This window comes from Candidatus Pelagibacter sp. HIMB1587 (assembly GCF_052047775.1).
Taxonomy (GTDB): Bacteria; Pseudomonadota; Alphaproteobacteria; order Pelagibacterales; family Pelagibacteraceae; genus Pelagibacter.
The window spans coordinates 366,663-392,372 of record NZ_JBNAJJ010000001.1 but is presented as its reverse complement, the minus strand read 5'-3'; the positions used below and the strand labels follow the sequence as shown (position 1 = coordinate 392,372).

Annotated in this window: 36 protein-coding genes; 27 read left to right on the top strand and 9 right to left on the bottom strand. The window is 29.2% G+C overall.

Going from position 1 to position 25,710, the window contains the following annotated elements:
* From rplV to ACTTBE_RS02130, 21 genes are read left to right on the top strand one after another with little or no spacing between them, the layout of a single operon-like run.
* A complete protein-coding gene (gene rplV, locus ACTTBE_RS02230; RefSeq protein WP_440614293.1) occupies positions 1-399 on the top strand; it encodes a 50S ribosomal protein L22 in 399 nt (132 codons plus the stop codon).
* On the top strand, positions 383-1,063 hold the full coding sequence (gene rpsC, locus ACTTBE_RS02225) for a 30S ribosomal protein S3 (protein WP_075506804.1): 681 nt from the start codon (positions 383-385) through the stop codon (positions 1,061-1,063). Before rplV ends, rpsC begins: the two co-directional genes overlap by 17 nt.
* Positions 1,063-1,473: a 50S ribosomal protein L16 gene (gene rplP / locus ACTTBE_RS02220; protein WP_075506803.1), complete on the top strand. Its 411-nt coding sequence runs from the start codon at positions 1,063-1,065 to the stop codon at positions 1,471-1,473. The genes rpsC and rplP overlap by 1 nt, the downstream gene beginning before the upstream one ends.
* Complete coding sequence (gene rpmC, locus ACTTBE_RS02215; protein ID WP_075506802.1) at positions 1,474-1,665, top strand: 50S ribosomal protein L29; 192 nt, start codon at positions 1,474-1,476, stop codon at positions 1,663-1,665.
* Positions 1,658-1,894: a 30S ribosomal protein S17 gene (gene rpsQ / locus ACTTBE_RS02210; RefSeq protein WP_428080011.1), complete on the top strand. Its 237-nt coding sequence runs from the start codon at positions 1,658-1,660 to the stop codon at positions 1,892-1,894. Before rpmC ends, rpsQ begins: the two co-directional genes overlap by 8 nt.
* The gene (gene rplN, locus ACTTBE_RS02205; RefSeq protein ID WP_008544079.1) at positions 1,894-2,262 is read left to right on the top strand and encodes a 50S ribosomal protein L14; all 369 of its coding nucleotides are present in this window, start codon (positions 1,894-1,896) and stop codon (positions 2,260-2,262) included. Before rpsQ ends, rplN begins: the two co-directional genes overlap by 1 nt.
* A 1-nt stretch (position 2,263) precedes the next feature.
* On the top strand, positions 2,264-2,509 hold the full coding sequence (gene rplX, locus ACTTBE_RS02200; protein WP_262589105.1) for a 50S ribosomal protein L24: 246 nt from the start codon (positions 2,264-2,266) through the stop codon (positions 2,507-2,509).
* Complete coding sequence (gene rplE / locus ACTTBE_RS02195) at positions 2,509-3,063, top strand: 50S ribosomal protein L5 (RefSeq protein ID WP_262589106.1); 555 nt, start codon at positions 2,509-2,511, stop codon at positions 3,061-3,063. Before rplX ends, rplE begins: the two co-directional genes overlap by 1 nt.
* A 2-nt stretch (positions 3,064-3,065) precedes the next feature.
* Positions 3,066-3,371, top strand: coding sequence for a 30S ribosomal protein S14 (gene rpsN, locus ACTTBE_RS02190; protein WP_075506797.1), 306 nt, complete (start codon positions 3,066-3,068; stop codon positions 3,369-3,371).
* Positions 3,372-3,382: 11 nt separating this feature from the next.
* Complete coding sequence (gene rpsH / locus ACTTBE_RS02185) at positions 3,383-3,778, top strand: 30S ribosomal protein S8 (protein WP_428080012.1); 396 nt, start codon at positions 3,383-3,385, stop codon at positions 3,776-3,778.
* Complete coding sequence (gene rplF / locus ACTTBE_RS02180) at positions 3,778-4,317, top strand: 50S ribosomal protein L6 (RefSeq protein WP_440676971.1); 540 nt, start codon at positions 3,778-3,780, stop codon at positions 4,315-4,317. Before rpsH ends, rplF begins: the two co-directional genes overlap by 1 nt.
* Complete coding sequence (rplR, locus tag ACTTBE_RS02175; RefSeq protein ID WP_440614295.1) at positions 4,317-4,673, top strand: 50S ribosomal protein L18; 357 nt, start codon at positions 4,317-4,319, stop codon at positions 4,671-4,673. The genes rplF and rplR overlap by 1 nt, the downstream gene beginning before the upstream one ends.
* A 2-nt stretch (positions 4,674-4,675) precedes the next feature.
* Positions 4,676-5,191, top strand: coding sequence for a 30S ribosomal protein S5 (rpsE, locus tag ACTTBE_RS02170; RefSeq protein ID WP_075506793.1), 516 nt, complete (start codon positions 4,676-4,678; stop codon positions 5,189-5,191).
* Positions 5,191-5,643 (top strand): 50S ribosomal protein L15, encoded by a 453-nt coding sequence (gene rplO, locus ACTTBE_RS02165; RefSeq protein ID WP_075506792.1) that lies wholly within the window; start codon positions 5,191-5,193, stop codon positions 5,641-5,643. Before rpsE ends, rplO begins: the two co-directional genes overlap by 1 nt.
* A gap of 9 nt (positions 5,644-5,652) precedes the next feature.
* A complete protein-coding gene (gene secY, locus ACTTBE_RS02160; RefSeq protein WP_075506791.1) occupies positions 5,653-6,933 on the top strand; it encodes a preprotein translocase subunit SecY in 1,281 nt (426 codons plus the stop codon).
* Positions 6,934-7,497, top strand: a complete 564-nt coding sequence (locus ACTTBE_RS02155; RefSeq protein ID WP_440676970.1) for an adenylate kinase — start codon at positions 6,934-6,936, stop codon at positions 7,495-7,497.
* A 55-nt stretch (positions 7,498-7,552) separates the two neighbouring features.
* Entirely contained in the window at positions 7,553-7,936 is a 384-nt protein-coding gene (gene rpsM / locus ACTTBE_RS02150) for a 30S ribosomal protein S13 (RefSeq protein WP_075506789.1), read from the top strand.
* Positions 7,937-7,938: 2 nt separating this feature from the next.
* Positions 7,939-8,388: a 30S ribosomal protein S11 gene (gene rpsK, locus ACTTBE_RS02145; RefSeq protein ID WP_075506788.1), complete on the top strand. Its 450-nt coding sequence runs from the start codon at positions 7,939-7,941 to the stop codon at positions 8,386-8,388.
* A complete protein-coding gene (locus tag ACTTBE_RS02140) occupies positions 8,388-9,416 on the top strand; it encodes a DNA-directed RNA polymerase subunit alpha (RefSeq protein WP_440676969.1) in 1,029 nt (342 codons plus the stop codon). The genes rpsK and ACTTBE_RS02140 overlap by 1 nt, the downstream gene beginning before the upstream one ends.
* Positions 9,416-9,859, top strand: a complete 444-nt coding sequence (gene rplQ / locus ACTTBE_RS02135) for a 50S ribosomal protein L17 (RefSeq protein WP_440676968.1) — start codon at positions 9,416-9,418, stop codon at positions 9,857-9,859. Before ACTTBE_RS02140 ends, rplQ begins: the two co-directional genes overlap by 1 nt.
* Before the next feature lie 10 nt (positions 9,860-9,869).
* The gene (locus tag ACTTBE_RS02130; protein ID WP_440676967.1) at positions 9,870-10,787 is read left to right on the top strand and encodes an RluA family pseudouridine synthase; all 918 of its coding nucleotides are present in this window, start codon (positions 9,870-9,872) and stop codon (positions 10,785-10,787) included.
* Here ACTTBE_RS02130 and lipB read toward each other — a convergent pair.
* Positions 10,765-11,382 (bottom strand): lipoyl(octanoyl) transferase LipB, encoded by a 618-nt coding sequence (gene lipB / locus ACTTBE_RS02125; RefSeq protein ID WP_440633441.1) that lies wholly within the window; start codon positions 11,380-11,382, stop codon positions 10,765-10,767. The two genes, ACTTBE_RS02130 and lipB, sit on opposite strands and share 23 nt — an antisense overlap.
* A 61-nt stretch (positions 11,383-11,443) precedes the next feature.
* Between lipB and mgtE the strand changes: the two genes are divergently transcribed.
* A complete protein-coding gene (mgtE, locus tag ACTTBE_RS02120; protein ID WP_440676966.1) occupies positions 11,444-12,817 on the top strand; it encodes a magnesium transporter in 1,374 nt (457 codons plus the stop codon).
* On the opposite strand, the gene ACTTBE_RS02115 is transcribed toward mgtE, so the two are convergent.
* Positions 12,814-13,659: a pantoate--beta-alanine ligase gene (locus tag ACTTBE_RS02115; protein ID WP_440676965.1), complete on the bottom strand. Its 846-nt coding sequence runs from the start codon at positions 13,657-13,659 to the stop codon at positions 12,814-12,816. The genes mgtE and ACTTBE_RS02115 overlap by 4 nt on opposite strands.
* Before the next feature lie 4 nt (positions 13,660-13,663).
* Here ACTTBE_RS02115 and ACTTBE_RS02110 point away from each other — a divergent pair, with 4 nt between their 5' ends.
* Together ACTTBE_RS02110 and ACTTBE_RS02105 are read left to right on the top strand one after the other, a co-directional pair.
* The gene (locus tag ACTTBE_RS02110) at positions 13,664-14,479 is read left to right on the top strand and encodes a sugar phosphate nucleotidyltransferase (RefSeq protein WP_440676964.1); all 816 of its coding nucleotides are present in this window, start codon (positions 13,664-13,666) and stop codon (positions 14,477-14,479) included.
* On the top strand, positions 14,476-15,774 hold the full coding sequence (locus ACTTBE_RS02105) for a UDP-glucose dehydrogenase family protein (RefSeq protein WP_440676963.1): 1,299 nt from the start codon (positions 14,476-14,478) through the stop codon (positions 15,772-15,774). The genes ACTTBE_RS02110 and ACTTBE_RS02105 overlap by 4 nt, the downstream gene beginning before the upstream one ends.
* Before the next feature lies 1 nt (position 15,775).
* Here the strand turns inward: ACTTBE_RS02105 and ACTTBE_RS02100 are convergent, their stop codons facing one another.
* From ACTTBE_RS02100 to ruvX, 7 genes are read right to left on the bottom strand one after another with little or no spacing between them, the layout of a single operon-like run.
* A complete protein-coding gene (locus ACTTBE_RS02100; RefSeq protein ID WP_440676962.1) occupies positions 15,776-16,237 on the bottom strand; it encodes a RidA family protein in 462 nt (153 codons plus the stop codon).
* A 3-nt stretch (positions 16,238-16,240) separates the two neighbouring features.
* Positions 16,241-16,528, bottom strand: a complete 288-nt coding sequence (locus tag ACTTBE_RS02095) for a hypothetical protein (protein ID WP_440676961.1) — start codon at positions 16,526-16,528, stop codon at positions 16,241-16,243.
* Entirely contained in the window at positions 16,525-19,110 is a 2,586-nt protein-coding gene (gene topA / locus ACTTBE_RS02090; protein ID WP_440676960.1) for a type I DNA topoisomerase, read from the bottom strand. Before topA ends, ACTTBE_RS02095 begins: the two co-directional genes overlap by 4 nt.
* 37 nt (positions 19,111-19,147) lie before the next feature.
* On the bottom strand, positions 19,148-19,726 hold the full coding sequence (gene plsY / locus ACTTBE_RS02085; protein ID WP_440676959.1) for a glycerol-3-phosphate 1-O-acyltransferase PlsY: 579 nt from the start codon (positions 19,724-19,726) through the stop codon (positions 19,148-19,150).
* A 2-nt stretch (positions 19,727-19,728) separates the two neighbouring features.
* The gene (pyrC, locus tag ACTTBE_RS02080) at positions 19,729-21,015 is read right to left on the bottom strand and encodes a dihydroorotase (RefSeq protein ID WP_440676958.1); all 1,287 of its coding nucleotides are present in this window, start codon (positions 21,013-21,015) and stop codon (positions 19,729-19,731) included.
* Positions 21,016-21,954, bottom strand: coding sequence for an aspartate carbamoyltransferase catalytic subunit (locus tag ACTTBE_RS02075; protein WP_440676957.1), 939 nt, complete (start codon positions 21,952-21,954; stop codon positions 21,016-21,018). It abuts the gene before it with no gap.
* Positions 21,955-21,996: 42 nt separating this feature from the next.
* Positions 21,997-22,452, bottom strand: coding sequence for a Holliday junction resolvase RuvX (gene ruvX / locus ACTTBE_RS02070; protein WP_440634565.1), 456 nt, complete (start codon positions 22,450-22,452; stop codon positions 21,997-21,999).
* 50 nt (positions 22,453-22,502) lie between these two features.
* Here ruvX and gatC point away from each other — a divergent pair, with 50 nt between their 5' ends.
* Genes gatC through gatB form a run of 3 tightly spaced genes read left to right on the top strand, consistent with a single transcriptional unit; the run spans position 22,503 to position 25,707 of the window.
* Positions 22,503-22,790, top strand: coding sequence for an Asp-tRNA(Asn)/Glu-tRNA(Gln) amidotransferase subunit GatC (gene gatC / locus ACTTBE_RS02065; RefSeq protein ID WP_075506772.1), 288 nt, complete (start codon positions 22,503-22,505; stop codon positions 22,788-22,790).
* Complete coding sequence (gatA, locus tag ACTTBE_RS02060) at positions 22,790-24,247, top strand: Asp-tRNA(Asn)/Glu-tRNA(Gln) amidotransferase subunit GatA (protein ID WP_440676956.1); 1,458 nt, start codon at positions 22,790-22,792, stop codon at positions 24,245-24,247. The genes gatC and gatA overlap by 1 nt, the downstream gene beginning before the upstream one ends.
* Entirely contained in the window at positions 24,244-25,707 is a 1,464-nt protein-coding gene (gatB, locus tag ACTTBE_RS02055) for an Asp-tRNA(Asn)/Glu-tRNA(Gln) amidotransferase subunit GatB (RefSeq protein ID WP_440676955.1), read from the top strand. Before gatA ends, gatB begins: the two co-directional genes overlap by 4 nt.
* Positions 25,708-25,710: the final 3 nt, after the last annotated feature.

Here is a 25,710-nt window from a genome sequence, read left to right as displayed (position 1 = left end):
ATGGGAAAGAAAAAGAAAATTGATAAAAACAACAATAAGACTGTAAAGTCTATAAACAATGGAATTAGATCTAGCGTAAGAAAGATTAATCCAATTTTAAAAAGTATTGTTGGTAAAAAGGTTGATGTAGCTATTAGAGACCTGCAGTTTTCAGAAAAAAGAGTTACAAGAGATATTAGAAAGACAATTAGCTCAGCTGTTGCAAACGCTGAAAATAACTTTCAATATGATATTGACAATTTAATTGTCAAAGAAGCGTATTGTGGAAAAAAAATTGTTATGAAAAGATTTAGACCAAGAGCAAAAGGTAGAGCGGCACCAATTTTAAAACCTTGGTCAACAGTAACTATAATTTTATCAGAGGCAAAACAAATGGAGAAACATGGGACAAAAGGTTAATCCTGTAGGTTTTAGATTAGGTGTAAACAGAGGTTGGGACTCTGTTTGGTATGCTAAGAAAAAAGATTTTGGCAACTATCTAATTGAAGATTTTAAAATAAGAGAATACATCAAGAAGAATGTAATTAATTCAGGTGTATCTAAAGTGATGATAGAGAGAACATCAAACAAATGTTACGTTACAATTTACACATCTAGACCTGGATTTGTAATTGGTAAAAAAGGTAGTGATATTGATAAAATTAAAAATAACTTATCAAAATTTACGACAAATGAAGTCAACTTAAATATCAAAGAGGTTAAAAAACCTGAAACAAATGCATATTTAGTTGCTGAAAACATTGCACAACAGTTAGTTAAAAGGATTTCATACAGAAGAGCCATGAAAAGAGCTATGCAATCATGTATTAGACTAGGTGCAAAAGGCATTAAAGTTTCGGTAAGTGGAAGATTAGGTGGTAATGAGATCGCTAGAACTGAATGGTTAAGAGATGGTAGTATACCATCACACACTTTAAGAGCAGATATAGATTATGCAGAAGCGGAAGCTCTTACAACATATGGAATTATTGGAATTAAGGTTTGGATCTATAAAGGTGAAGTTTTTGCAAGAGAATTTAGCCAGGAAACAAACAAAGTCACTCCAAAGGAAGGTAAACAATAATGCTTCAGCCTGTAAGAACTAAATGGAGAAAAGCTCATAAAGGAAGAATTCATGGTAATGCTACTAGAGCAAGTACTATTAATTACGGTGCATATGCCTTGAAAGCATTACAGCCTGAAAGAGTTACTGGAAAACAAATTGAAGCTGCTAGGGTTGCTTTAACTAGACATATGAAAAGACAAGGCAGAGTATGGACAAGAGTTTTTCCAAATATTCCAGTTTCTAAAAAACCAATAGAAGTTAGAATGGGTAAAGGAAAAGGATCACCAGAATATTTTGCTTGTAGAGTAAAACCTGGAAGAATTTTATTTGAAGTTGATGGTGTTTCTGAACAAATTGCCAAAGAGGCACTTTACAAAGCTTCAGCAAAGTTACCAATAAAAACAAAGACAATAAAGAGATTTGCATAAATGAAAAAACAAGAAATTAAAAAATTAAGCAAAGATGAAGTTATCAAAAATATTGATAAGCTTAAAAAAGACTTATTTAATTTTCGATTTCAAAAAATGAATTCTCAAATAACTAATCCTGCAAAAATTGGAGAAACAAGAAAAACAATTGCAAGATTGAAAACAATTTTAAAAGGAAAATCAAATGCCTAAAAAAATATTAACAGGAGTGGTGATAAGCGACAAACCTAATAAAACAATTACAGTTATGGTAGAGAGAAAATATTCACACCCCGTATTGAAAAAAGTCATTAGAGTCAGAAAAAATTACAATGCTCATGATGAAAATAATACATTTAAAACAGGTGATAAAGTTTCAATTATTGAAAGCAAACCATTTTCAAAAAATAAAAAATTTCAAGTTATGGAGAATAATAAATAATGATTGGTGTACAGACAGAATTACAAGTTGCTGATAACACTGGTGCAAAAAGAATAGAGTGCATCAAAGTATTGGGTGGATCTAAGAGAAGATATGCCAGCATTGGAGATACAATTGTAATTGCTGTGAAAGAGGCTATCCCTAAGGGCAAAGTAAAGAAAGGAACCGTTCATAAAGCTGTAGTAGTTAGAGTTAAAAAAGGAATTCATAGAAACGATGGATCAAAAGTAAAATTTGATAATAATGCAGCAGTATTAGTTGACGATAAGGGTGAACCAGTTGGTACTAGAATATTTGGCCCTGTTACTAGAGAATTAAGAAGTAGAGGGCAAATGAAAATAATTTCACTAGCGCCGGAGGTTTTATAAGATGATTAAAAAAGGTCTAAAAGTAAGAGTGCTAACTGGAAAAGACAAAAAAAAAGAGGGTGAAGTTATCGAAATCGACAGAGCAAATAATAGAGCCAAAGTAAAAGAAATTAATATGGTTAAAAAACACGTTAAAACAACAAAAGAGAAAAAAGGTGGTATTTTTTCAAAAGAAGGTTTTATTCATTTATCAAATTTAAAATTAATAGATGAAAAAGCAGAAAAGAAAAAAGAGGCTAAGAAATAATGACTCCAAGATTAAAAGAAATTTTTAATAAAGAAATACAACCAGCTTTAAAAGATCAATTTGGCTTCAAAAATATTTACATGGCGCCAAGAATTGAAAAAATTGTTTTAAATATGGGTCTTGGTTTAGATGGTTCAGACTCTAAAATTCTTAAATCGTGTGAAGAGGATATGGCTAAAATAACAGGCCAAAAACCTGTAACTACAAAATTCAAAAAATCTGTAGCTAATTTTAAGACAAGAAAAGGATCTAATGCAGGCTTAAAAGTAACTTTAAGAAAAAATAAAATGTATGAATTTTTAGATAGATTAGTAAATATTGCTCTTCCTAGAATTAAAGATTTTAGAGGATTGTCGCCAAAAGGTTTTGATAAATTCGGAAATTATACTTTTGGCATAAAGGAACACATCATTTTTCCAGAAGTTAGTTTTGATAGAGCTGATAAAGTTAGAGGCTTAGATATCGTTATTGTTATAAAAGCTATTAACAAAGAGCACAGCTTTGCATTGTTAGAAAAAATGAATTTTCCGTTTATTAAAAAAGGAGACAATTAAAAATGGCTAAACTTAGTGCTGTAAATAAAAACAAAAAAAGAATTAAACTTTCAGACAAGATGTTCAAGAAAAGACAAAATTTAAAAAAAATAATAATGGATAAAAAACTTCCATTAGAGGAAAGATTTAAGGCGCAGCAGAAATTATCAAAATTGCCAAGAAATTCAGCTAAAACAAGAGTGATGAATAGATGTGAGATAACAGGTAGACCACATGGTGTTTATAGAAAATTGAAAATATCAAGAATTGCTCTTCGACAATTAGGTTTACAAGGAAAAATACCTGGCTTAGTTAAGTCTAGCTGGTAGGAAGGAAAATTATGAGTTTAAGTGACCCAATAGGAGATATGATAGCTAGAGTTAAGAACGCTCAAGCAAGAAATCATAAAAAAGTAGATCTGCCATCATCAAACTTTAAATCAAAAATTGCAGATATACTAAAAAATGAAGGTTTTATAAAAGATTTTAAAATTAGTTCAGAGGATAATAAACCAACATTGTCTTTAGAACTTAAATATCATTCTGGTAACCCAGTAATTAGTGCATTTGAAAGAGTTTCTAAACCAGGAAGAAGAATTTTTTCTAGTGCTGAAGGTTTACCTAAAATTAATAACGGTCTAGGTATTGCAATAGTTTCTACACCAAAAGGTGTAATGACTGATATTGACGCCAGAAAACAACGTGTTGGTGGTGAAATTATTTGTAAGGTATTTTAATGTCTAAAATTGGAAAAATAAATATATCAATCCCAGAAAAGGTTAAAGTTGCTTTAGCTGGCAACATTATAAATATAGAAGGGCCACTAGGAAAGAAATCAATAAATATTGATTTAGATATGTTTAATTTGGATATCAAAGAAGGAAAAGAGATTTCAATTAAACCAAAAAAAATTGACCAAAATTCAAAAAGACTTTGGGGTATGAACAGAAGTTTAATTAATAATGCCGTGATTGGCTCGAGTACTGGCTACGAAAAAGTGTTAGAGCTTGTAGGTGTTGGATATAGAGCGGCATTAAAAGGAAATCAGCTAAATTTACAATTAGGCTACAGTCATGATATTGATTTTGACATTCCAGAAGGAATTAAAATTACTGTAGAAAAACAAACTACACTTAAGATCACTGGTTCTGACAAACAATTAGTTGGTGAAGTTGCATCAAAAATTAAAACATTTAGAAAAATTGAGCCATATAAGGGTAAAGGTGTTAGAGAAAAAGGCCAATATGTTCTTAAAAAAGAAGGTAAGAAAAAATAATGAAACTAAACACTAGTATTAGAAAAAGATTTAGAGTTAGCAACAAAGTAAAAAAAGTTGCTCCAAAAGATAGATTTAGATTAAGTATTTCAAGATCTGCCAAAAATATTTCAGCTCAAATCATTGATGATACAAAAAAAGTAACTTTGTTATCAGCTTCATCCATTGAGAAAGATGTAAAATCATCTGATAAAATTAACAAAACAGAGCTTTCAAAATTAGTTGCCCAAAAGCTTGCAAAAAAAGCTCAGGAAAAAAATATTACAAAAATTTATTTTGATAGAGGATCTTATAAATATCATGGTAGAATTAAAGCATTTGCAGACACGTTAAGAGAAAATGGGATGGAATTTTAATTATGGAAAATAACAAAGACAAAAAAACAGACGATATTTTAGAAAAGTTAGTTCATATCAACAGAATTACAAAAGTTGTAAAAGGTGGAAGAAGATTTGGTTTTTCAGCTCTTGTAGTGGTAGGGAATCAGGCTGGAAAAATTGGAATAGCACACGCGAAAGCAAAACAAGTTCCAGATGCAATTAAAAAAGCTAATGAAATGGCGAGAAGAAAATTAACACATATACCTTTGAGAGAAGGAAGAACAATTCATCATGATGTAAAAGCTAAAGATGGCTCTGGTAGAATAGTTTTAAGAGCAGCATCAAAAGGTACAGGTATTATTGCAGGTGGTCCAGTTAGAGCAGTATGCGAGGTATTGGGTGTAAAAGATATTGTTGCTAAATCAATGGGCACATCAAATGCACACAATGTGATTAGAGCTACTATGAAAGCTTTAATGAAACAAAATTCACCGAAACAAATTTCAGCAATAAGAAATAAAAAAATATCAGAAATTATTGAAAAAAGAGGATAATGATTACATTAAATACAAGACAGAAAATTAATAAACCTAAAATTAGAGTAGGAAGAGGTATTGGTTCTGGAAAAGGTAAGACATCTGGGAGAGGTGTTAAAGGTCAAAAATCTAGATCTGGTGTTGCAATAAAAAGTTTTGAAGGTGGTCAAATGCCTTTATACAGAAGATTACCTAAAAGAGGTTTTAATCCAATTTCAAGAGAAAACATTGCAATTTTAAACTTGGAAAAAATTCAGTCTTATATTGATAAAAAAAATATTAATCCAAATGAAGTGCTTAATTCTTCATCTCTAAAAAAATTAAAATTAATAAACAAAAACTCTACAAAATTAAAAATATTAGGTACTGGAGAGTTAAAAGATAAAATTAATATTGAGGCTGACTTGGCATCAAAATCAGCAATAGAAAAACTAGAAAAAATTGGTGGATCTATTCAATTAAAAAAATAATTTGTTTAAATGAGCGCATCATCTTCAACAAATGATCTAAGAAATAGAATAATTTTTACCATAGCAATCCTTGCTGTATATAGATTTGGTACGTTTGTTCCTTTACCAGGAATTGACCCAGAACAATTAAAAATCATGATGGATGGTAATCAAAAAGGGTTACTTGGCATGTTCAATGTTTTTGCTGGCGGTGCCGTCAGTAGAATGGCAATTTTCGCGCTTGGTATAATGCCATACATATCATCAGCTATTATAGTTCAGTTGTTAACAGGGGTTTCTGATTACTTTAAGAATTTAAAGGCTCAGGGAGAAACTGGCAGAGCAAAGATTACTCAAATTACAAGATATGGAACAGTTTTACTTGCTACAGTTCAAGGTTATGGTTTATCGGTAGGTTTAGAGTCATCTGCAGATTTAGTAATTAATCCAGGGGCATTTTTTAAAATTACAACAGTAACAACCATTGTTGCTGGTACAATTTTTCTTATGTGGTTAGGAGAACAAATCACTCAAAGAGGAATTGGAAATGGAATTTCTTTAATTATTTTTGCGGGTATCGTTGCTGAAATACCTAGAGCTTTAGTTACAACTTTTGAATTAGGTAGAACAGGTGCTGTATCAACTTTCATGATCTTAGCAATTTTTGTTCTTTTAATATTAACTATTTTATTTGTTGTTTTTATGGAGAGAGCTTTAAGAAAAATTCTTATCAATTATCCTAAAAGACAAATGGGAAACAAAATGTATGGTGGAGAGTCTTCTCATTTGCCACTGAAAATTAATCAAGCAGGAGTAATACCAGCAATTTTTGCCTCTGCTTTATTATTGTTACCAGTTACTTTTTCTAATTTTTCTTTTTCAAACAATGAAACTTTTTTAAACTTAAGTTCTTATTTCACTCAAGGTCAGCCTTTGTACATGTTGCTATATGCATCTGGTATAATATTTTTTACATTTTTCTATACTTCAATTACATTTAACCCAACTGAAACTGCAGAAAACTTGAGAAAATATGGTGGCTTTGTACCAGGAATTAGACCTGGTGAAAGTACAGCATTATATATTGAAAATATTTTAACTAAACTTACTACAATAGGTGCTCTATATTTGACACTTGTATGTTTAATGCCAGAATTTTTAATAGCTAATTACCCAATTCCTTTTTATTTGGGTGGTGCATCTATTCTTATTGTTGTTGTTGTAGCCATTGATACTGTAACTCAAATTCAAACAAGATTAATGAGCTCTCAATACGAACAATTAATTAAGAAAACTAAATTTGGAAAGTAAGTGAATATAGTTTTGTTTGGACCGCCTGGTGCTGGTAAAGGTACTCAAGCTAAATATTTAGTAAAGAAATTAAATTCCTTTCAAATCTCAACTGGTGAACTTTTAAGAGAAGAAATATATAAAAATTCAGACATTGGTAAGACTATAACCAATGACATGAAAAATGGTAAATTTGTAAGTGATGAAATTGTAAATAAACTTATTGAAAATTTAGTTTCTGATCCTCAAAAAAAAAATAGATTAATATTTGATGGATACCCTAGATCTTTGAGCCAAGCCAAAAATTTAGATATTTTACTGGAGTCATCAAGTCAAAAGATAGATTTAATTTTGTATCTCAAAGTTGATAAAGATACAGTGGTAAAAAGACTAGAGAAAAGAAAAATTATTGAAAATAGATCAGACGATGAAACAAGTACTATTCTAAAACGTTTTGATACATACATGAACACAACAGAGCCAGTACTGAATTACTACTCAGAGAATCCTAAATTTAAGGAAATTGACGGAAGCTTAGAAATAGACGAAATAACAAGGAAAATAGACACTTTTATAAATGTTTAAGACGTTGACTTTGATTAATCTTCTTATATAAAAGTCACAATTTATCACAAAAATTATGGCTCGTATCGCAGGTATAAACATTCCACAAAATAAACTTGTCCACATTGGACTTACTTATATTTATGGAATTGGAGATAAATTCTCACAACAAATTTGTTCTTCTCTAGAAATTCCAAGAGCCAAAAGAGTGAATGAGTTAACTGATGATGAAATTTTAAAAATAAGAGAATACATTGATCAAAATTTTAAAGTCGAAGGTGATCTTAGAAGAGATTATTCTTTAAGTATTAAAAGATTAATAGATCTTGCATGTTATCGAGGAACAAGACATAGAAAAAAATTACCTGTAAGAGGCCAAAGAACAAGATGTAATGCAAGAACAAGAAAAGGGAAAGCAATCGCTATTGCAGGGAAGAAATTAACACCAACTAAAAAATAATAATGGCAAAAACAGAAAAAACTGACAATAAAGATCAGAAGGTAGAAAAATCTTCTAAAAAAAGTGCTAAGAGTTCTTATTCAAAAAAGAAAAAGATTAAAAAAAATATTTTAAATGGAATTGCTTATGTGCAATCAACATTTAATAACACAATAATTTCAATTGCTGATACAAATGGAAATGTAATATCCTGGGCATCTGCTGGACAGAAAGGATTTAAAGGATCAAGAAAATCTACACCTTATGCAGCTCAAATAGCAGCGGACTCCGCAGCATCAAAAGCATTAGAGTATGGAATGAAAACTTTATCGGTTGAGGTAAAAGGACCTGGTTCAGGAAGAGAAACAGCATTAAGAGCTTTACAAGCAAGAGGTTTTAAAATTTTGTCAATTAAAGATACAACACCTATGCCTCATAACGGAACTAGACCACCAAAAAAAAGGAGAGTTTAATGGAAGTAGAAAACGTTAATGTTAAAAATTGGAAATCTTTGATTAAACCATCTAAATTAGATGTTCAAATTAGTGATGACTTAACACATGCTAAGATTATAGCTGAGCCTTTAGAAAAAGGTTATGGATTAACTTTAGGAAACTCCCTAAGAAGAATTTTGCTTTCTTCAATCAGAGGAGCTGCAGTTACTTCGATACAAATAGATGGTGTACTACATGAATTTACATCAATTAAAGGTGTAAGAGAAGATGTAACAGACATAGTATTAAATGTTAAATCACTAGCATTAAAATGTAATTCTGAAGGTACAAAAAAATTAATTTTAGACGCAAAAGGTCCAGGTGAAATAAAAGCTTCTGACATTGCTCCTGTGACTGATGTAGAAATATTAAATCCTGAATTAGTAATTTGTAACTTAGATGAAAATACTACTTTTCATATGGAAATGAATGTAAACACTGGAAAAGGTTATGTTCCAGCTGAGCTAAATAAACCAGAGGAGCCACCATTAGGTTTAATTGCCATTGACTCTTTGTATAGCCCTGTAAAAAAAGTTTCTTATTCTGTTAGCACAGCAAGAGAAGGTAAAGCTCTTGATTATGATAAATTAACGATGGAAGTGGAGACTAATGGTTCAATTTCTGCAGAAGATGCTGTTGCGTATTCTGCTAGGATTTTTCAAGACCAGTTGAAAATGTTTGTTAATTTTGATGAACCAGTTGAAGCTCCAGTAAAAGAAGTTTCATCTGAACCTGAGTTTAATAAGAATTTATTAAGAAAAGTTGATGAACTAGAGCTATCTGTTAGATCAATGAATTGCTTAAAAAATGATAACATAATTTATATTGGTGATTTAGTTCAAAAATCTGAGGGTGAAATGTTAAGAACACCAAATTTTGGTAGAAAATCTTTAAATGAGATTAAAGAAGTTCTAACTGGAATGTCTCTGTATTTAGGCATGGAAATACCTAACTGGCCACCAGATAATATTGCAGAAATGTCTAAAAAATTAGAGGAAGCAATTTAATGAGACACGGCTTAGCCAATAAAAAGTTAAATAGAACTTCTGAGCATAGAAAAGCTCTGTTGAAGAATATGTTAAATTCTTTAATAAAATATGAACAGATCAAAACTACATTGCCAAAAGCAAAGTTTTTAAGACCTCAAGCTGACAAAATTATTACTCTAGGTAAAAAAGATACATTGCAAACAACTAGGATGCTTGTGTCTCAATTGCAGGATATTAATTCAGCCAATAAAGTAAAAAAAACTCTTTCTAAAAGATATTCAAATAGAAAAGGTGGCTATACTAGAATTATTAAAGCGGGTTTTAGATATGGTGATAATGCTCCAATGGCAATTATAGAATTTGTAGATAGAGATGTTGAGGCCAAAAGAGTAGATAAGAAGAAAAAAGATACGTCAAAAGAAGCTCTAAAAACAGAAGAAAATAAACAAGCTACAGCTTAAATCCTAAGTCATGAACAAGTCATACATCGTTGATTCAACGTGTAATGATATGCGTGTTGATAGATGGATGAGATTAAATATTGGAAAAATACCTCAAGGTTTAATTGAAAAATATCTTAGGACAGGAAAAATTAAAATTAACAAAAAAAAAGTTAAAAGTTCTCACAAAATAAAAAAAGGAGATCAAATAAATATCTTTAATATTGAATTTAAAGAAAGAGTAGAACAAAAAAAAATAAAATTTCTACCAACTAAAGAAATAATAAAATCAAACGAAGATCAAATAATTGATGATAATGATAATTTTGTTGTATTAAATAAAGCATCAGGAATATCAGTACAAGGTGGTACAAAATCTAAAAAAAACTTAGTTGATATTTTCGCAAAGAGTGAAATTTTTAAAGGAACAAAACCTTTTTCTGTTCATAGATTAGACAAAGATACATCTGGTGTATTTATAATGGCGAAAAATAGAGAGAGCGCACAGTTACTAACATCATTATTTAGATTAAGAAAAGTTCACAAAACTTATCTTGCGATATGCCAAGGAGAAATAAACAAAAATACAGGTGTTTGGGATGATGACTTAATAAGATATGATGGAGATAAAAAGTTAGTTGAAAAAGCAAAAACTATATTCAAGGTAATAGATAAAAATTCTGAAGCGTCTTTATTGGAGTTAAAACCAATAACTGGAAGAAAACATCAGTTACGTAAACAACTTTTTGCAATTGGAAATCCTATATTTGGTGATACCAAATATAAACTATCTAAGTCAGATAAAGGTATAAATAAAAATCTTATGCTGCACTCGTATCAAATTAAATTTAAAATTAATGATATGAAGCATACTTATTCAGCCTTATTACCAGAATATTTTAAAAAGTTGTTAAAATCAAAAAGACTTAGTTTTTCAAATTTGAAATAAAATTTTCGATAATTTCATTATTTAAGTTAGAATAATCTTGATTTGAAATTTTTTTTAAATTTGTAATACCTTTATCTGAAATTCCACAAGGTACTATTTTTTTATAATTTTCTAGGTTGTTATCAACATTTATTGCAAATCCATGATATGCAATCCACTTACTCACTCGAATACCTATTGCAGCAATTTTTTGAATTTCATTTTTGTCCTTATACCATATTCCAATATTTTCTTTATCAGGAAAGGTTTCAATATTATATTTTTTTAAACTTTGAATAATTGTGTTTTCAATGGTTGTAATAAATTTTCTAATGTCTTTTTTTTCTCTTAGATCAATAACAAAATAACAAATTAATTGACCTGGACCATGATACGTAATTTTTCCACCTCTGTTTGTTTTTAATAGATCAATTGATTTATCAATTATTTCATTTTCTTTATAAGATGTACCTGCAGTAAAAATTTCAGGATGCTCTAAAATCCAAATTAACTCTTTTTCTTTATTAGCTGTAATATTTTTTAATCTAGACTCTAATAGATCAATTGCCTCAAAATAATTTACCGGTTTTATTGACTTTTTGATCTCTATATCCATTTAAAATTTGTAATATTTTAATTATGTATTAATAGTGCACAACTAAATTATAGGTACATTTATGTCTTTAATTAAAAAAACTAAAGATAAAAAAGTAAATTTTGAATTCAATAAAGAGTATTTGAGAGTTGTTACCTCTAAAATAGCTAACAATGATGCAAAATTTATTAATGACTCATTCAATGAAATGCACCCTGCTGATGCAGCAGACATAATTGAACACTTAAGCATTAGTGATAGAGAAAGTTTAATTAAATTAAATAATTTTAATATTGATGCAGAGGTTTTTGTAGAATTAAATGAGTCTATACAAACTGAAATAATTAAATATTTATCTTCAGACTCAATTGTAACTATTCTTACTAACCTTGAGTCAGATGATGCTATTTCGATTTTAGAAAATGTACCCGAAGAAGACAAGAACACTATATTAAGCTCATTACCACCTAAAGACAGATTTGCTCTGTTAGAAAGCTTAAGCTATCCTGAAGATACTGCTGCTAGACTTATGCAGCGTGAGTTTACAGCTATACCAAGCAATTGGTCTGTAGGTCAAACAATTGACTACCTAAGAGAAAATAAAGATCTGCCTGAGGAATTTTTGGAAATTTTTATTGTTAATGAAGAATTTAAACCTATTGGAACAGTTCCATCATCAAGAGTGCTTACTTCACCGAGAGACACAAAGATGGCAAGCATTATGTCTGAATCTCAACTATTAGTGCCTGTAGATATGGATAAAGAAGAGGTGGCCAATCTATTTGAAAATTACAATCTAAATTCAGCAGCCGTAATTGACAAAAATAATAAATTGGTAGGAATGATAATGAACGATGATGTTCTTACAGTATTAAAAGAAGAGGCTGAGGAAGATGCATTAAGACTTGCAGGTGTAGGTGATGAGGAAATTACAGATGGTGTTGTTACAAAAACTAAAAGAAGATTTAACTGGCTTTTACTGAATTTATTTACCGCTTTTTTAGCTACTTGGTGTATTAGTCTGTTTGGAGCAACTATTGAGCAAATGGTTGTTCTTGCTTTCCTAATGCCAATTGTTGCTTCAATGGGCGGTAATGCAGGAATGCAAACATTAGCTGTTACAGTCAGAACAATTGCAACAAATGACTTAACCCAAAATAATTTTTCATCAAATGTTTTTAAAGAATTTTCAATTGGTATATTAAATGGAATTATATTTGCCGCAATAAGTGCTTTAATTGTTCAAATTTGGTTTCAAGATAGTATTCTTTCAATAATTATTTCAATATCAATGGTACTAACGATGATTATAGCTGGACTGTTTGGTATACTCGTTCCTTTTACATTAAAAAAAATGAATATTGATCCCGCAATTGCATCTAGTGTTTTTGTTACGACCATTACTGATGTAATAGGTTTTGTGTCATTTTTAGGTGTTGGGGCTTACTTTCTTTAAAAGTTATCAATTAATCTTATGTTATCAATATAGTAAGCAACAAATAAACTTGAGCCTTTAACAGTATTAGATATTTTAAGATTTTTAATTGATCTTAATTCCAAGTATTCAATTTTAATTTTTAAAAACTTCTCAAAATATTTCATTTGAATTTTTAAATTTTGTTTTATTTTTTTACTATTTGCTAAATTTCTTTTAAATTTAATTAAATTTTTGCTCAAAAAACTTGCTTTTTTAATTCCATTTAAGTCTAAATGATTATTTCTTGAAGACAAAGCTATTTTACTTTTATTTCTGATTGTTTTGCATGGAATAATAGAGGCTTTACATTTATTTTTTAGATAATTTTTTATTAAGAAATATTGTTGATAATCTTTTTTGCCCATAAATATTTTTTTTGGATTTACTAGATTTGTTAATCTTCCCATTACATCTAGAACTCCTTCAAAATGCCCTTTTCTATATTTAGCACATAAAATTTTGTCTTTATTTGCGATTTTTATGTTTGATTTTTTATTATTATTATAAATGTCTTTAAATTTTGGGATGTATAAGAAATCTACTTTTTTAGTTTTTTTTAAAATTTTAATATCCTTTTTAATATTGGTGGGATAGTTCTTAAAATCTTTTTTATTGTTAAATTGTTTGGGGTTAACGAAAATACTTACTATTGTCTTTTTGCAAGTTCTGTTTGATCTTTCTATAAGTGATATATGACCCTCATGTATACTCCCCATTGTGGGAACAAACCCAACATCATTAAATGGCCTTAAAGCTTTATATAATGAATTATTATTTAATATAATTTTCATTTGTATTAGAAATTTAGATAAGTAAAACATTTATATGATTAAACAAGCAATTATTCCTCTAGCAGGTCAAGGAACTAGACTATTGCCTTTAACAAGTGTTTTTGCAAAAGAACTACTCCCAATAAATGGAAAGCCAGGAATTGAATATATTTTAGATGAGTGTATTGAGGCTGGAATTAAAGAAGTTGTTTTCATCATATCAAATAAAAAAAAGATGATTAAAAATTATTTTTATAGTGATTCTTTTTATAAAAAAATTATTAGAAAGAAAAAAGATCCCCGAATAATTGCTGAATATAAAAAAATATTAAAATATAAAAAATTAATAAAATTTGTATATCAAAATATACCCAAAGGGACAGGCGATGCTGTTTTTAAAACTAAAAAATATATAAAAGATAAATATTTTTTAATGTTATTACCTGATGATTTGATAATAAAAAAAAACTGCTCCAAAGACATGATTAAAGTACATCATGAACATAAATCTTCTGTAATGGCCAGTATGAAAGTTAATTCCAAAACAGTTTCAAGATGGGGCATCTATAGTTTAAACAAAAAAATATCAAAAAATGATTATTACATTGATGGAGTGGTTGAAAAACCTTCAATTAAAAATGCTCCCTCTAATAAAGCAGTAATTGGACGATATATTCTTCCTAAAACAATATTTAATAAACTATCCAAGCAAAAACCTGGTAATGGTGGTGAAATACACATAACAGATGCTATTCAGACTTTAATTAAAGAAGGTGAAAAATTTATTGCACATAATTTTTCAGGTAAATATTTAGATTGTGGTACAATGCAAGGATTTATTAATTCAAACAAAGAAATAGGAAAAATATGAAACTTTGCATGATAGGTACAGGTTATGTTGGTTTGGTTAGTGGTGTCTGTTTTTCTGATGTTGGTAATACTGTTTACTGTGTAGATAAAGATAAAAAAAAAATAGAAGAATTGAATAAAGGTAATGTTCCTATTTATGAGCCTGGTTTAGAAGAAATATTAAAAAAAAATTATAAACATAATCGTTTGAAATTTACTACAGATTTAAAAAAAGCAGTTTCAAGTTCAGATATAATTTTTATATGCGTTGGAACTCCAACTAAAAAAAATAGCAATTCAGCTGATTTAAAATATGTTTTTAGTGTTGCAAAAGAATTAAAAAAGATAATTAAAAGTTACAAAATAATAATAACTAAATCTACAGTCCCAGTAACTACTGGTGATAAAATTGAAAATATTTTAAAAAATTTAAAAAAAAGAAAATTAGTCGATATCGTTTCTAATCCTGAGTTTTTAAGAGAAGGTGAGGCCATAAGAGATTTTATCTATCCAGATAGAGTAGTTATTGGAACTGATAGTAAAAAAGCCAACAAGATTTTAAAGTCACTTTACATGCCCATAATAAAGAAAAATAGTAGATATTTTAATACCTCTAGAAGAGGTGCTGAGTTAATAAAATATGCTTCAAATGCTTTTTTAGCTACAAAAATTTCATTTATTAATGAGATTGCAAATCTTTGTGAAAAAGCGGGTATAGATGTAAAAGACATTTCATTTGGTATGGGATCTGATGAGCGTATAGGTGATAGATTTTTGAGAGCAGGACCAGCCTATGGAGGATCATGCTTTCCAAAAGATACCAGAGCTTTAATTGATACAGGTAAAAAATTTAATACAGATTTGTCTATCGTTAAAACTGTAGTTTCATCGAATGATAAACGTAGATTTTTATCAATAAAAAGAGTTGAGAAAATTTTAAATAGTAAACTTTTAAATAAAACAATTACATTTCTTGGAGTAACATTTAAACCAAATACAGATGATATGAGAGAAGCCTCTAGCATACCTATGATTAAGTATTTTAGTAAAAAAAGTTGCAAAATTAGATACTTTGATCCGACTGGTGAGAAGGAGGAATTTAAAAATTTAAAAAATGTTAAGCATTTTAATAATATAAAAGCTGCATGCTTGAATAGTGATTTAATAATTTTACATACTGAATGGAATGATTTTAAATTATTAAACTTTAAAAAATTAGTAAAAAAGAGAAATTTTAAAATTTATGACATGAGAAACATGTATTCTCCTTCAAAAATGAAAAAATTAAATATCAATTATTTTGGTATTGGAAGATAGTCTAGTTTAGCTCAAAAATAGCATCAACTTCTACGGAAACTCCTAGTGGCAAACTATTAGTACTTACCGCAGCTCTTGTATGCATGCCAGCATCTCCAAATATTGATGCAATTAAATCTGAAGCTCCATTAATTACTTTTGGTTGTTCAGTAAAGTCATTTGTTGAGTTAACAAATCCAGTTAATTTGATACATGATTTTATTTTAGATAAATTTCCATCACAAGCAGCTTTTGCTTGAGCAACTAAACTTAATCCACATCTTTTTGCAGCTTCATACGCTTGTTCTGTACTTAAATCTTTTCCAACCTTTCCTTTTATTAATTCTCCATTTTCATTAATTGAAATTTGACCAGAAATAAAAAGTAAATTTCCAGTTTTTTTTGTTGCCACATAAGATCCAACAGGAGCCTTCGCCTCAGGAAGTACTATTTTTAATTCTTCTATTTTTTTATCAAAATTCATTAACTATTCCTTTTTTTTAATCTTATTTTTAACTTTATCTCCAATTTCTACAAGATTTTCTTTCAGTTCTTTGGCTTTTTTAGAAGTTCCTTCCTTTAATTCTTGAGTTTTTTTTGATGTTCCATCCTTTAATTCTTGAGCTTTTTTTGAACTCGCTTCCTTTAATTTTTTTGCATTACATTCTATGTACTCTTTTGATAATTTTTTAAATTCACTACATTTATTTTCTTCTGCAAATGAAAAGCTACTTTTTAAAAAAAAAACTATGAAAATTATATATAGTTTTCTCATTTTTTCTTTTTATTTTTGCCTTTTTTATTTTTGTCGTATTCTCTTCTTTTTTCAATTAAGATTAAAGCTTCTTCCATTGTAAGCTCTGTTGGATCTTTTTCCTCAGGAATTGTTGCATTTAAAGATTTATATTTAATATAAGGACCATATTGTCCCTTCATAACTCTAACTGGTTTTTTGTCTTCCGGATGTTCTCCTAAATCCTTAATAATTGAAGAAGACATTCTGCCTGGTTTCGCTTCAGCAATGAGAGTAATTGCTCGATTTAATCCTATAGAGAAAATTTCATCAATATTCTCTATTCTAGCAGATTTATTTTCACACTTAAGATAAGGACCAAATCTTCCAGTATTTAAAATGATTTCTTTTTGATTATCAGGATTAACACCAATTGATTTTGGTAGAGAACATAAAAACTGAGCTTTTTCTAAGTCTATACTTTCTAACTCTAAACCTTTTGGTATAGAAACATTTTTAATTAATTCATTAACATCTGGTTTAGATTTTTTGGTTTTTTTCTTTTTTTTAGTTTTTGTCTCTTCTAATTCCTCTTCCTTAAGTTTTTCATATTGAAGATAGGGACCAAATCTTCCATTTTTCAAATATATATCATTACCATTCTCATGTTTTCCTAAAAATTTAGGTTCTGCTAACTGTGATTGAGCTGCTGCTTTTGCTTTAGACAAGGGTCTAGTAAATTTACACTCTGGATAATTTGAACATCCTATAAAAGCTCCACCTCTAAAACTATTTTTAAGACTTAGTGAACCCGTATCACATAGTTGGCACTTTCGAACAACGTTTCCATCTTTATCAGTATCAAAAATTAAAGCACCTAAACTTTCATTTAAAAGATCTAAAACTTCTCTAGTTCTTTTCTCTTTAACCTCAGAAACGTTATTATTAAAATCTTTCCAAAACATTTCTAAAACTTTTATCCAGCTTTCTTTACCAGTTGTAATTTCATCTAATTGATCTTCCAAACCTGCAGTAAAGTTATAATCTACATATTTAGAAAATAATTTTTCTAAAAAGGCAGAGATAAGTTTTCCACGATCAGTTGGAAAAAACCTTTTATTTACTATTTCTGCATAACCACGATTAGCTATAGTTGAAATTATACTTGCATAAGTAGAAGGTCTACCGATTCCCAATTCTTCTAATTTTTTTACTAAACTTGCTTCAGAATACCTCGGAGGTGGCTGTGTAAAATGTTGTTCATCCATTAATGCTTCAATATTAACTGGCCCTTTAGACATTTCTGGTAAAATTTCTTCATCATCATCTTTACTTGTATTTGAGTAAACTTTTAAAAAACCATCAAATTTAAGTACAGAGCCACTTGCCTTACATATTGTTTGTTTATCTTCAGATTCTATTGTTATGGTATTTCTATCAAATTTGGCAACTTCCATTTGCGAAGACAAAGCTCTAGACCAAATTAAGTTGTATAGTTTTTGTTGATCACTGCTTAAATATTTTTTTAAAGTGTCGGGTGTTCTATTTATATCAGTTGGCCTAATAGCTTCATGAGCTTCTTGTGCGTTTTTAGCTTTTTTACCAGAATAATTATTTGCAGATCCAGGCAAATATTCATTACCATACTCATTTTTAATAAAATTTCTAAAATCATTTACTGCATCAGCTGATAAATTAGTTCCATCTGTTCTCATATAAGTAATCAATCCCACAGTATCACCATCAATCTCAACACCTTGATATAGTTTTTGTGCAATTTGCATTGTTCTTGAAGCTCCAAAACCCAATCTACTAGATGCTACTTGTTGTAATGTCGAAGTTGTAAATGGACCTGAGGGGTTTCTTTTTACAACTTTTGATGAAATATCTGTTATTTGAAATTTTTTCTCTTTTATTTCTTTGATTGCTTTTTCAATGCTATTCTTGTCTCTAAAAGTAAATTTTTCTATTTTTTTACCATATAATTGAGAGATGCTTGCAGTAATAGTGTTTTTATTATCATCTCCAAATTTTAGGGTAAGTGTCCAAAATTCCTCTGGATTAAATAATTCTATTTCATGTTCTCTTTCAGTAATCAATTTTAAAGCTACAGACTGAACTCTTCCAGCTGATTTTGATCCAGGTAGTTTAGTCCAAAGTATTGGAGAGATATTAAAACCAACCAAGTAATCAAGAGCTCTTCTTGCCATATAAGCATCCACCAACAAAGGTTCGATTTGTCGTGGATTTTCAATACCATGAATTACTGCTTTTTTGGTTATCTCATTAAAAACAACTCTTTCAATTTCTTTATCCTTTAAAAGTTTTTTTTCATCCAGATATTCTTTAACATGCCATGCTATAGCTTCTCCTTCACGGTCAGGGTCAGTCGCAAGTATTATTTTAGAGGATTCTTTTGCAACATCAGTTATTTCTTTTAAATATTTTTTTGAAAAACTATCAACTTCCCATTCCATTTTAAAATTATGATCAGGATCAACGGATCCATTTTTGGATGGTAAATCTCTTATATGCCCATAACTTGCTAAAACAGTATAATTATCACCAAGGTATTTGTTGATGGTTTTAGCTTTTGCAGGACTTTCAACTATGACTAGATTCATAATTTAACAAACTACTTAAAAGTGTTTGATAGTCAAATTAATAAATTTTAGTCTTGTTTTCTTCTTTATTTATCAGTCGTTTAATATTTTCTCTATGAGTATAAAATATTAAAATAAACATTATTCCAAAAAATAATTCATTTTCTGTTGATTCAAACAGAAATAAATAAACAGGAACTGAAAAGGATCCAATTAATGATGCTAATGATGAAAATTTAGAAATAAAAAAAGTTACAAGCCAACAAATACCAAAAACTATTCCAAACATTATATTCATACTGCATAATATACCAACATAAGTTGCTACTCCCTTACCACCTTTAAACTTTAACCAAACTGGAAAAACATGACCCAGAAAGGCACATAAAGCTGATACATAAATCAGATCAGGAAAATTTACCTTTACATATAAAACTGGAATAACTGCTTTAACTATATCAAGTATTAAAGTTGAATAACCAATAAATTTATTTCCTGTTCTTAGAGCATTTGTTGCACCAATGTTACCTGATCCAATATCTCGGATATCTTTTTTTAAAAAAATTTTAGTCAATATTAACCCAAAAGGGATAGAACCCATTAGGTATGAGATAATACCTATTGTTAATAATTCCATTTTTATATCTTAAATAATTCTTTACCTTTTACAAATGTATTGGTTACTTTTCCTTGAAGTTTTTTGTCCTCAATAGACGTATTTTTAGATTTAGAAATTAAATTTTCTTTTTTTACAATCCAAGGTTTATTTATATCAACTATGCAAAAGTCAGCATCATTACCAATTGAAAGATTTCCTTTATTGATATTTAAAATTTTAGCTGGATTAGATGTTAGTGCTTGGATTATTGTTTCAAGTTTTACAGATCCATTATGAAATAGTTCCAAACTTAAAGACAATAAAGTTTCAATACCAGAAGCACCGGTTGCTGCTTGCGAAAATGTCAATCGTTTTGATTCCTCATCTTCAGGTTTATGATCTGAAACAATGACATCAATTGTTTTATCTTTTAATCCTTGGACTAAAGCTAATCTATCTTCTTCTTTTCTCAATGGTGGAGATAATTTTAAAAATGTTTTAAAATCTCCAATATCATTTTCATTTAAGGAAAGGTTATTTATTGAAACTCCACAAGAAAATTTAATATCATTTTTCCTTTGTTTAATGATTTCTACTGATTTGCCTGATGATAGTTGAGATATGTGATATCGACACTTTATTTTTTCTAACAATGTTAAATCTCTTTCAATAATTATTCTCTCAGCCACATCTGGTATACTTGATAATCCAAGTTTTGTAGCGATTATACCCGAATTTATCATACCGTTTTTTGCTAACTCATAATCCTCAGCATGTTGCATTATGAGGCATCCTAAATCCTTTGCTGAATTCATTATTCTTGACATTAATCTAGTATTCTGAATTGTTTTTACACCATCTGTAAAAGCTACAATCCCTTTACTAGCTAACAATCCAAATTCCGTCATATTTGTTCCTTCTACATTTTGCGTAAGAGATGCGCATGGAAATATATTAATCTTAGATTTATCTCGTCCTCTTCGTTTTAAAAAATCTACTATTGAAACATTATCAATTACAGGATCTGTGTTAGGCATTGTTACTACAGATGTTACTCCTCCAGATAGAGCTGCATTACTTAAAGTTCTAAAATTTTCTTTATACTCATACCCAGGTTCTCCAACAAAAACTCTCATATCGACTAAACCAGGGAATATATATTTTCCTTTTAAATCAATTGGTTTTTCTCTGGACGGTAAATTATTTGTATTTACTTTTTTCCCTATTGCTTCAATTTTACCTTCTTCTCCAACAATAAGTCCTCCATTTTCATTAATTGAATTTTGAGGATCAATTATATTTGCGTTAATAAAGTATTGTTTTTTCATTTATTCACAAAATATTTTTAAACAGGCCATCCTTACAGCAACTCCAAGTTCAACTTGCTCTTTGATTACACTTTTATTTATATCGTCTGCCAATCTAGTATCTATTTCGATACCTCTATTCATTGGGCCAGGATGCATTATTAGTGCATCAGGTTTAGCATGATCTAATTTATCAGGTGTTAAACCGTAATATTCATAATACTCTCTATTTGATGACAAATAAGAACTTGTCATTCTCTCATTTTGTAATCTTAGCATCATTACAATGTCACAATCTTTCAATCCTTTTTTCATATCGGTAAAAGTATTAACACCAAACTTTTCAATTTCTTTTGGCATCAAATTTGTTGGGGCAACAATATTTACTTCAGCACCAAGCATTGTTAGTAAATAAATATTTGATCTTGCGACTCTGGAATGAAGAATATCTCCACATATAGCAATTTTTAATCCTTCAATTTTTTTCTTTCTATTTCTTATTGTTAAAGCATCCAGTAATGCTTGAGTAGGGTGCTCACGCCTTCCATCACCAGCATTTAGTACTACACAATTTACTTTCTGAGATAATAAATTGCATGCTCCAGAATCTTGATGCCTTATTACAATAATGTCAGGATGCATCGCATTTAGTGTCATTGCTGTATCAATTAATGTTTCACCTTTTTTAATTGCTGAATTATTCATATTCATTGACATCACATCAGCACCAAGTCTTTTTCCAGCTAACTCAAATGAACTTTGTGTTCTTGTTGATGGTTCAAAAAATAGATTAATTTGAGTTTTGCCTCTAAGAACATCAATTTTCTTGTTCTTACTCTGATTTAATTTAATGAAAGTTTCAGATTCATCTAAAATGTAGTTAATATCATTAACTGATAAATCTTGGATACCTAACAAATGTTTTTGAGAAATTTTAATAGCTTTGATGTTTTTTGCCATTAAAATTAACTCTATAACTATAAAGCTATTGAATGGCAAGGATTAATTATTTAGATAATCTATGGCTCCCTGAAGAATAAAAGCTGCTGCGTTTTGATCTATATTTTTTTCTCTTTTAGATACATTAACATCTAATTGACTTGATAAATTAAAAGCACCAACAGTTGACAATCTCTCATCCCAGAGACACACATCAACATCTATCTCTTTATCTATATTTTTAGATACATCATTGACCGACTGTGCTGAAGAGCCTGAAGATCCATCCATATTTAAAGGATAACCAATGATAATTGCCTTGATGTCATTTTCTTGAATAATGTTTTTTAACTCTTCAATTAATTCATTATTTTTTGATTTATGTATAGTTTTATAAGGGGTAGCAATTAATTGCTTTTCGTCACAAATTGATACACCAATTCTTTTTGAGCCTAAATCTAAACCTATCAAACGACATTTTTCTGACTGTTTTTTTTTAAATTCTTCTATTGTGATCATGTTGTATATTTTAAACTATAGTGATAGTTTGCGTCATATTTAAATATCATATGAGCATCGATCTTAAAACCATAAAGCATATATCTAAATTATCAAGAATTTCAGTAGATGAGAAAAAAGCTGAAAAACTTGCTAGTGATTTGAATTCAATTTTTGATTTTATTGAAAAACTCAATGAACTTAAAACTGAAAATGTTGAACCACTTACATCTGTGGCTGAAACGACTTTAAAATTAAGACCTGATGAAGTTAAAAGTAAAAATTTAAGGGAACAAATAATAAAAAATTCTCCAAAAGATAATGAAGATTATTTTGTTGTACCAAAAGTTATAGAATAATGTCTGATATAACCAAGCAAACACTTTCTGAATTAGTTAATAATATTAAAGAAAAAAAACTTTCTTCTTCAGAAGTTACCCAAGCTTTTGTTGATAGATCAGAAAAATCAAAAGAATTAAACACCTATATTACTGAAGATTTTAGTAATGCTTTAGATAAAGCTAAAAAATTTGATGATAACCCAAAATTGGATTTAAAATTACCAGGAATACCAATGGCTGTAAAAGATTTATTTTGTACAGCTAATGTAAGAACAACAGCTGGTAGCAAAATATTAAACAATTTTGTACCTACTTATGAGTCTACTGTTACTCAGAATATCTGGAATGAGGGAGCAATTCTTATTGGTAAATTAAATTGTGATGAATTTGCAATGGGATCATCAAATGAAACAAGTTTTTTTGGCAATGTTCAAAATCCGATTGATAAAAATTTAGTTCCAGGTGGTTCATCTGGTGGTTCATCTTCTGCTGTAGCAGCACAATTAACTCCAATTACAATTGGAACTGATACAGGTGGATCTATTAGACAACCGGCGTCATTTACAGGTACAGTGGGTTTAAAACCAACTTATGGTAGTTGTTCAAGATACGGAATAGTTGCTTTTGCATCTTCTCTTGATCAAGCTGGTCCAATGGCTCAAAATGTTCAAGATTGTGCTTTGTTGCAAGAGGTAATTAGCTCACACGATCAAAAAGATTCAACTTCTATTGATTTTAAAAGAAACCAGTACAGCAAAGAATTAACAAAAGACATTAAAGGAAAAAAAATAGGTATACCAAAAGAATATAGAGTTGATGGAATGCCAAAAGAAATTGATGATCTTTGGCAGAAAGGTATTGAGTATGCTAAAGATTGTGGTGCGGAAATAATTGATATTTCTCTTCCACACACAAATTATGCTTTACCAACTTACTATATAGTGGCACCAGCTGAAGCATCTTCTAATCTTGCAAGATATGATGGTGTTAAATATGGCTTTAGAGCTGATGGAGAAAACCTTATTGATATGTATGAAAAAACTAGATCAGAGGGATTTGGAGCCGAAGTTCAAAGAAGAATAATGATAGGTACATATGTTTTATCTTCAGGTTATTACGATGCATATTATTTGAAAGCTCAAAAAGTTAGAAAATTAATTAAGAATGATTTTGATGAAGCGTACGAAAAAGTAGATGCAATATTAACTCCATCAACCCCTAGTTCTGCTTTTAAAATTGGTGAAAAAACAAATGACCCAGTTTCAATGTACTTAAACGATATTTTTACTGTTCCTGTAAATTTAGCAGGTTTACCAGGAATTTCTATTCCAGCTGGTCATGACAGCAAAGGCTACCCTTTAGGTTTACAAATTATTGGAAAAGCATTTGATGAACAAAATATCTTAAACATTGCTTATGCAATGGAAGAAAAAATTAATTTTAAAAATAAAATTACTGATTGGTGGATTAAGTGAGTAAAGAAAAGTCAGAATATTTAATTAATAGAAATGACAATCAATACGAAGTTGTCATTGGTTTAGAGGTTCATGCTCAAGTACTTTCCCAATCAAAGTTATTTTCTACGTCAGCTACTAAATTTGGTGCTGAACCAAACACTCAGGTAAGTTTAGTAGACGCTGCTTTTCCTGGAATGCTTCCAGTGATTAATGAATTTTGTGTTAAGCAAGCAATTAAAACTGGAATAGGATTAAAAGCTAAAATTAACAAAAGATCAGTATTCGATAGAAAAAATTATTTTTATGCTGATTTACCACAAGGATACCAAATCTCTCAATTTAAGGACCCATTAGTCGGTGAAGGTAAAGTTATTTTGGATATGCCGGATGGTCAAAAAGAGGTTGGTATTGAAAGATTACACTTAGAACAAGATGCGGGTAAAAGTATCCATGATTTAGATCCAAAAAACACCTTTGTTGATTTAAATAGGTCAGGTGTAGCTTTAATGGAAATTGTTAGCAAACCTGATTTAAGATCACCAGAGGAAGTTAATGCTTATATTAAGAAATTAAGATCAATAATGAGATATTTAGGAACTTGTGATGGTAATATGCAGGAAGGATCTTTGAGAGCAGATGTTAATGTTTCTGTAAGAAAAAAAGGAACAAAAGATTTTGGTACTAGATGTGAAATTAAAAACGTTAATTCTATTAAATTCATGCAAATGGCAATTGAATATGAAGCAAATAGGCAAGTTGATTTAATTGAAGATGGACAATCTGTTGATCAAGAAACAAGACTTTTTGATACTAAAAAAAATGAAACAAGATCTATGAGATCAAAAGAAGATGCTCATGATTATAGATATTTTCCAGATCCTGATTTATTACCATTAGAAGTTTCTGAAGAATTCATAAATCAATTACAATCTGAAATACCGGAGTTACCCGATGAAAAGAAAAAAAGATTTATAGATCAATTTAAATTAACTCCATATGAAGCAAATATCATGGTTTCAGACATTGAAACTTCAAATTATTTTGAAGATGTTGTTAAAAAATCAGACGTTAAATTAGCAACAAACTGGATCATAGGTGAATTATTTGCTGCACTTAATGAAAAAAATTTAGAAATAACCGATAGTCCAATTAGTGCTGGTAATTTATCAAAATTAATTAATTTAATTAAGGATGGCACAATTTCTGGAAAAATTGCAAAAACTGTTTTTGAACAAATGATGGAAGGGGACAAGGATCCTAAAAAAATTGTTGAAGAAAAAGGTTTAAAACAAGAAAGCGATCCAAAAGCTTTAGAGACTTTAATTGATAAAGTAATTGATAGCAATAGAGATAAAGCTACTGAATATAAATCTGGTAAAGTTAAATTATTTGGTTTCTTTGTTGGACAAGTAATGAAAGTATCAGGTGGAAAAGCTAACCCTCAGTTAGTAAATGAGATTTTAAAGAAAAAACTTTAGGTT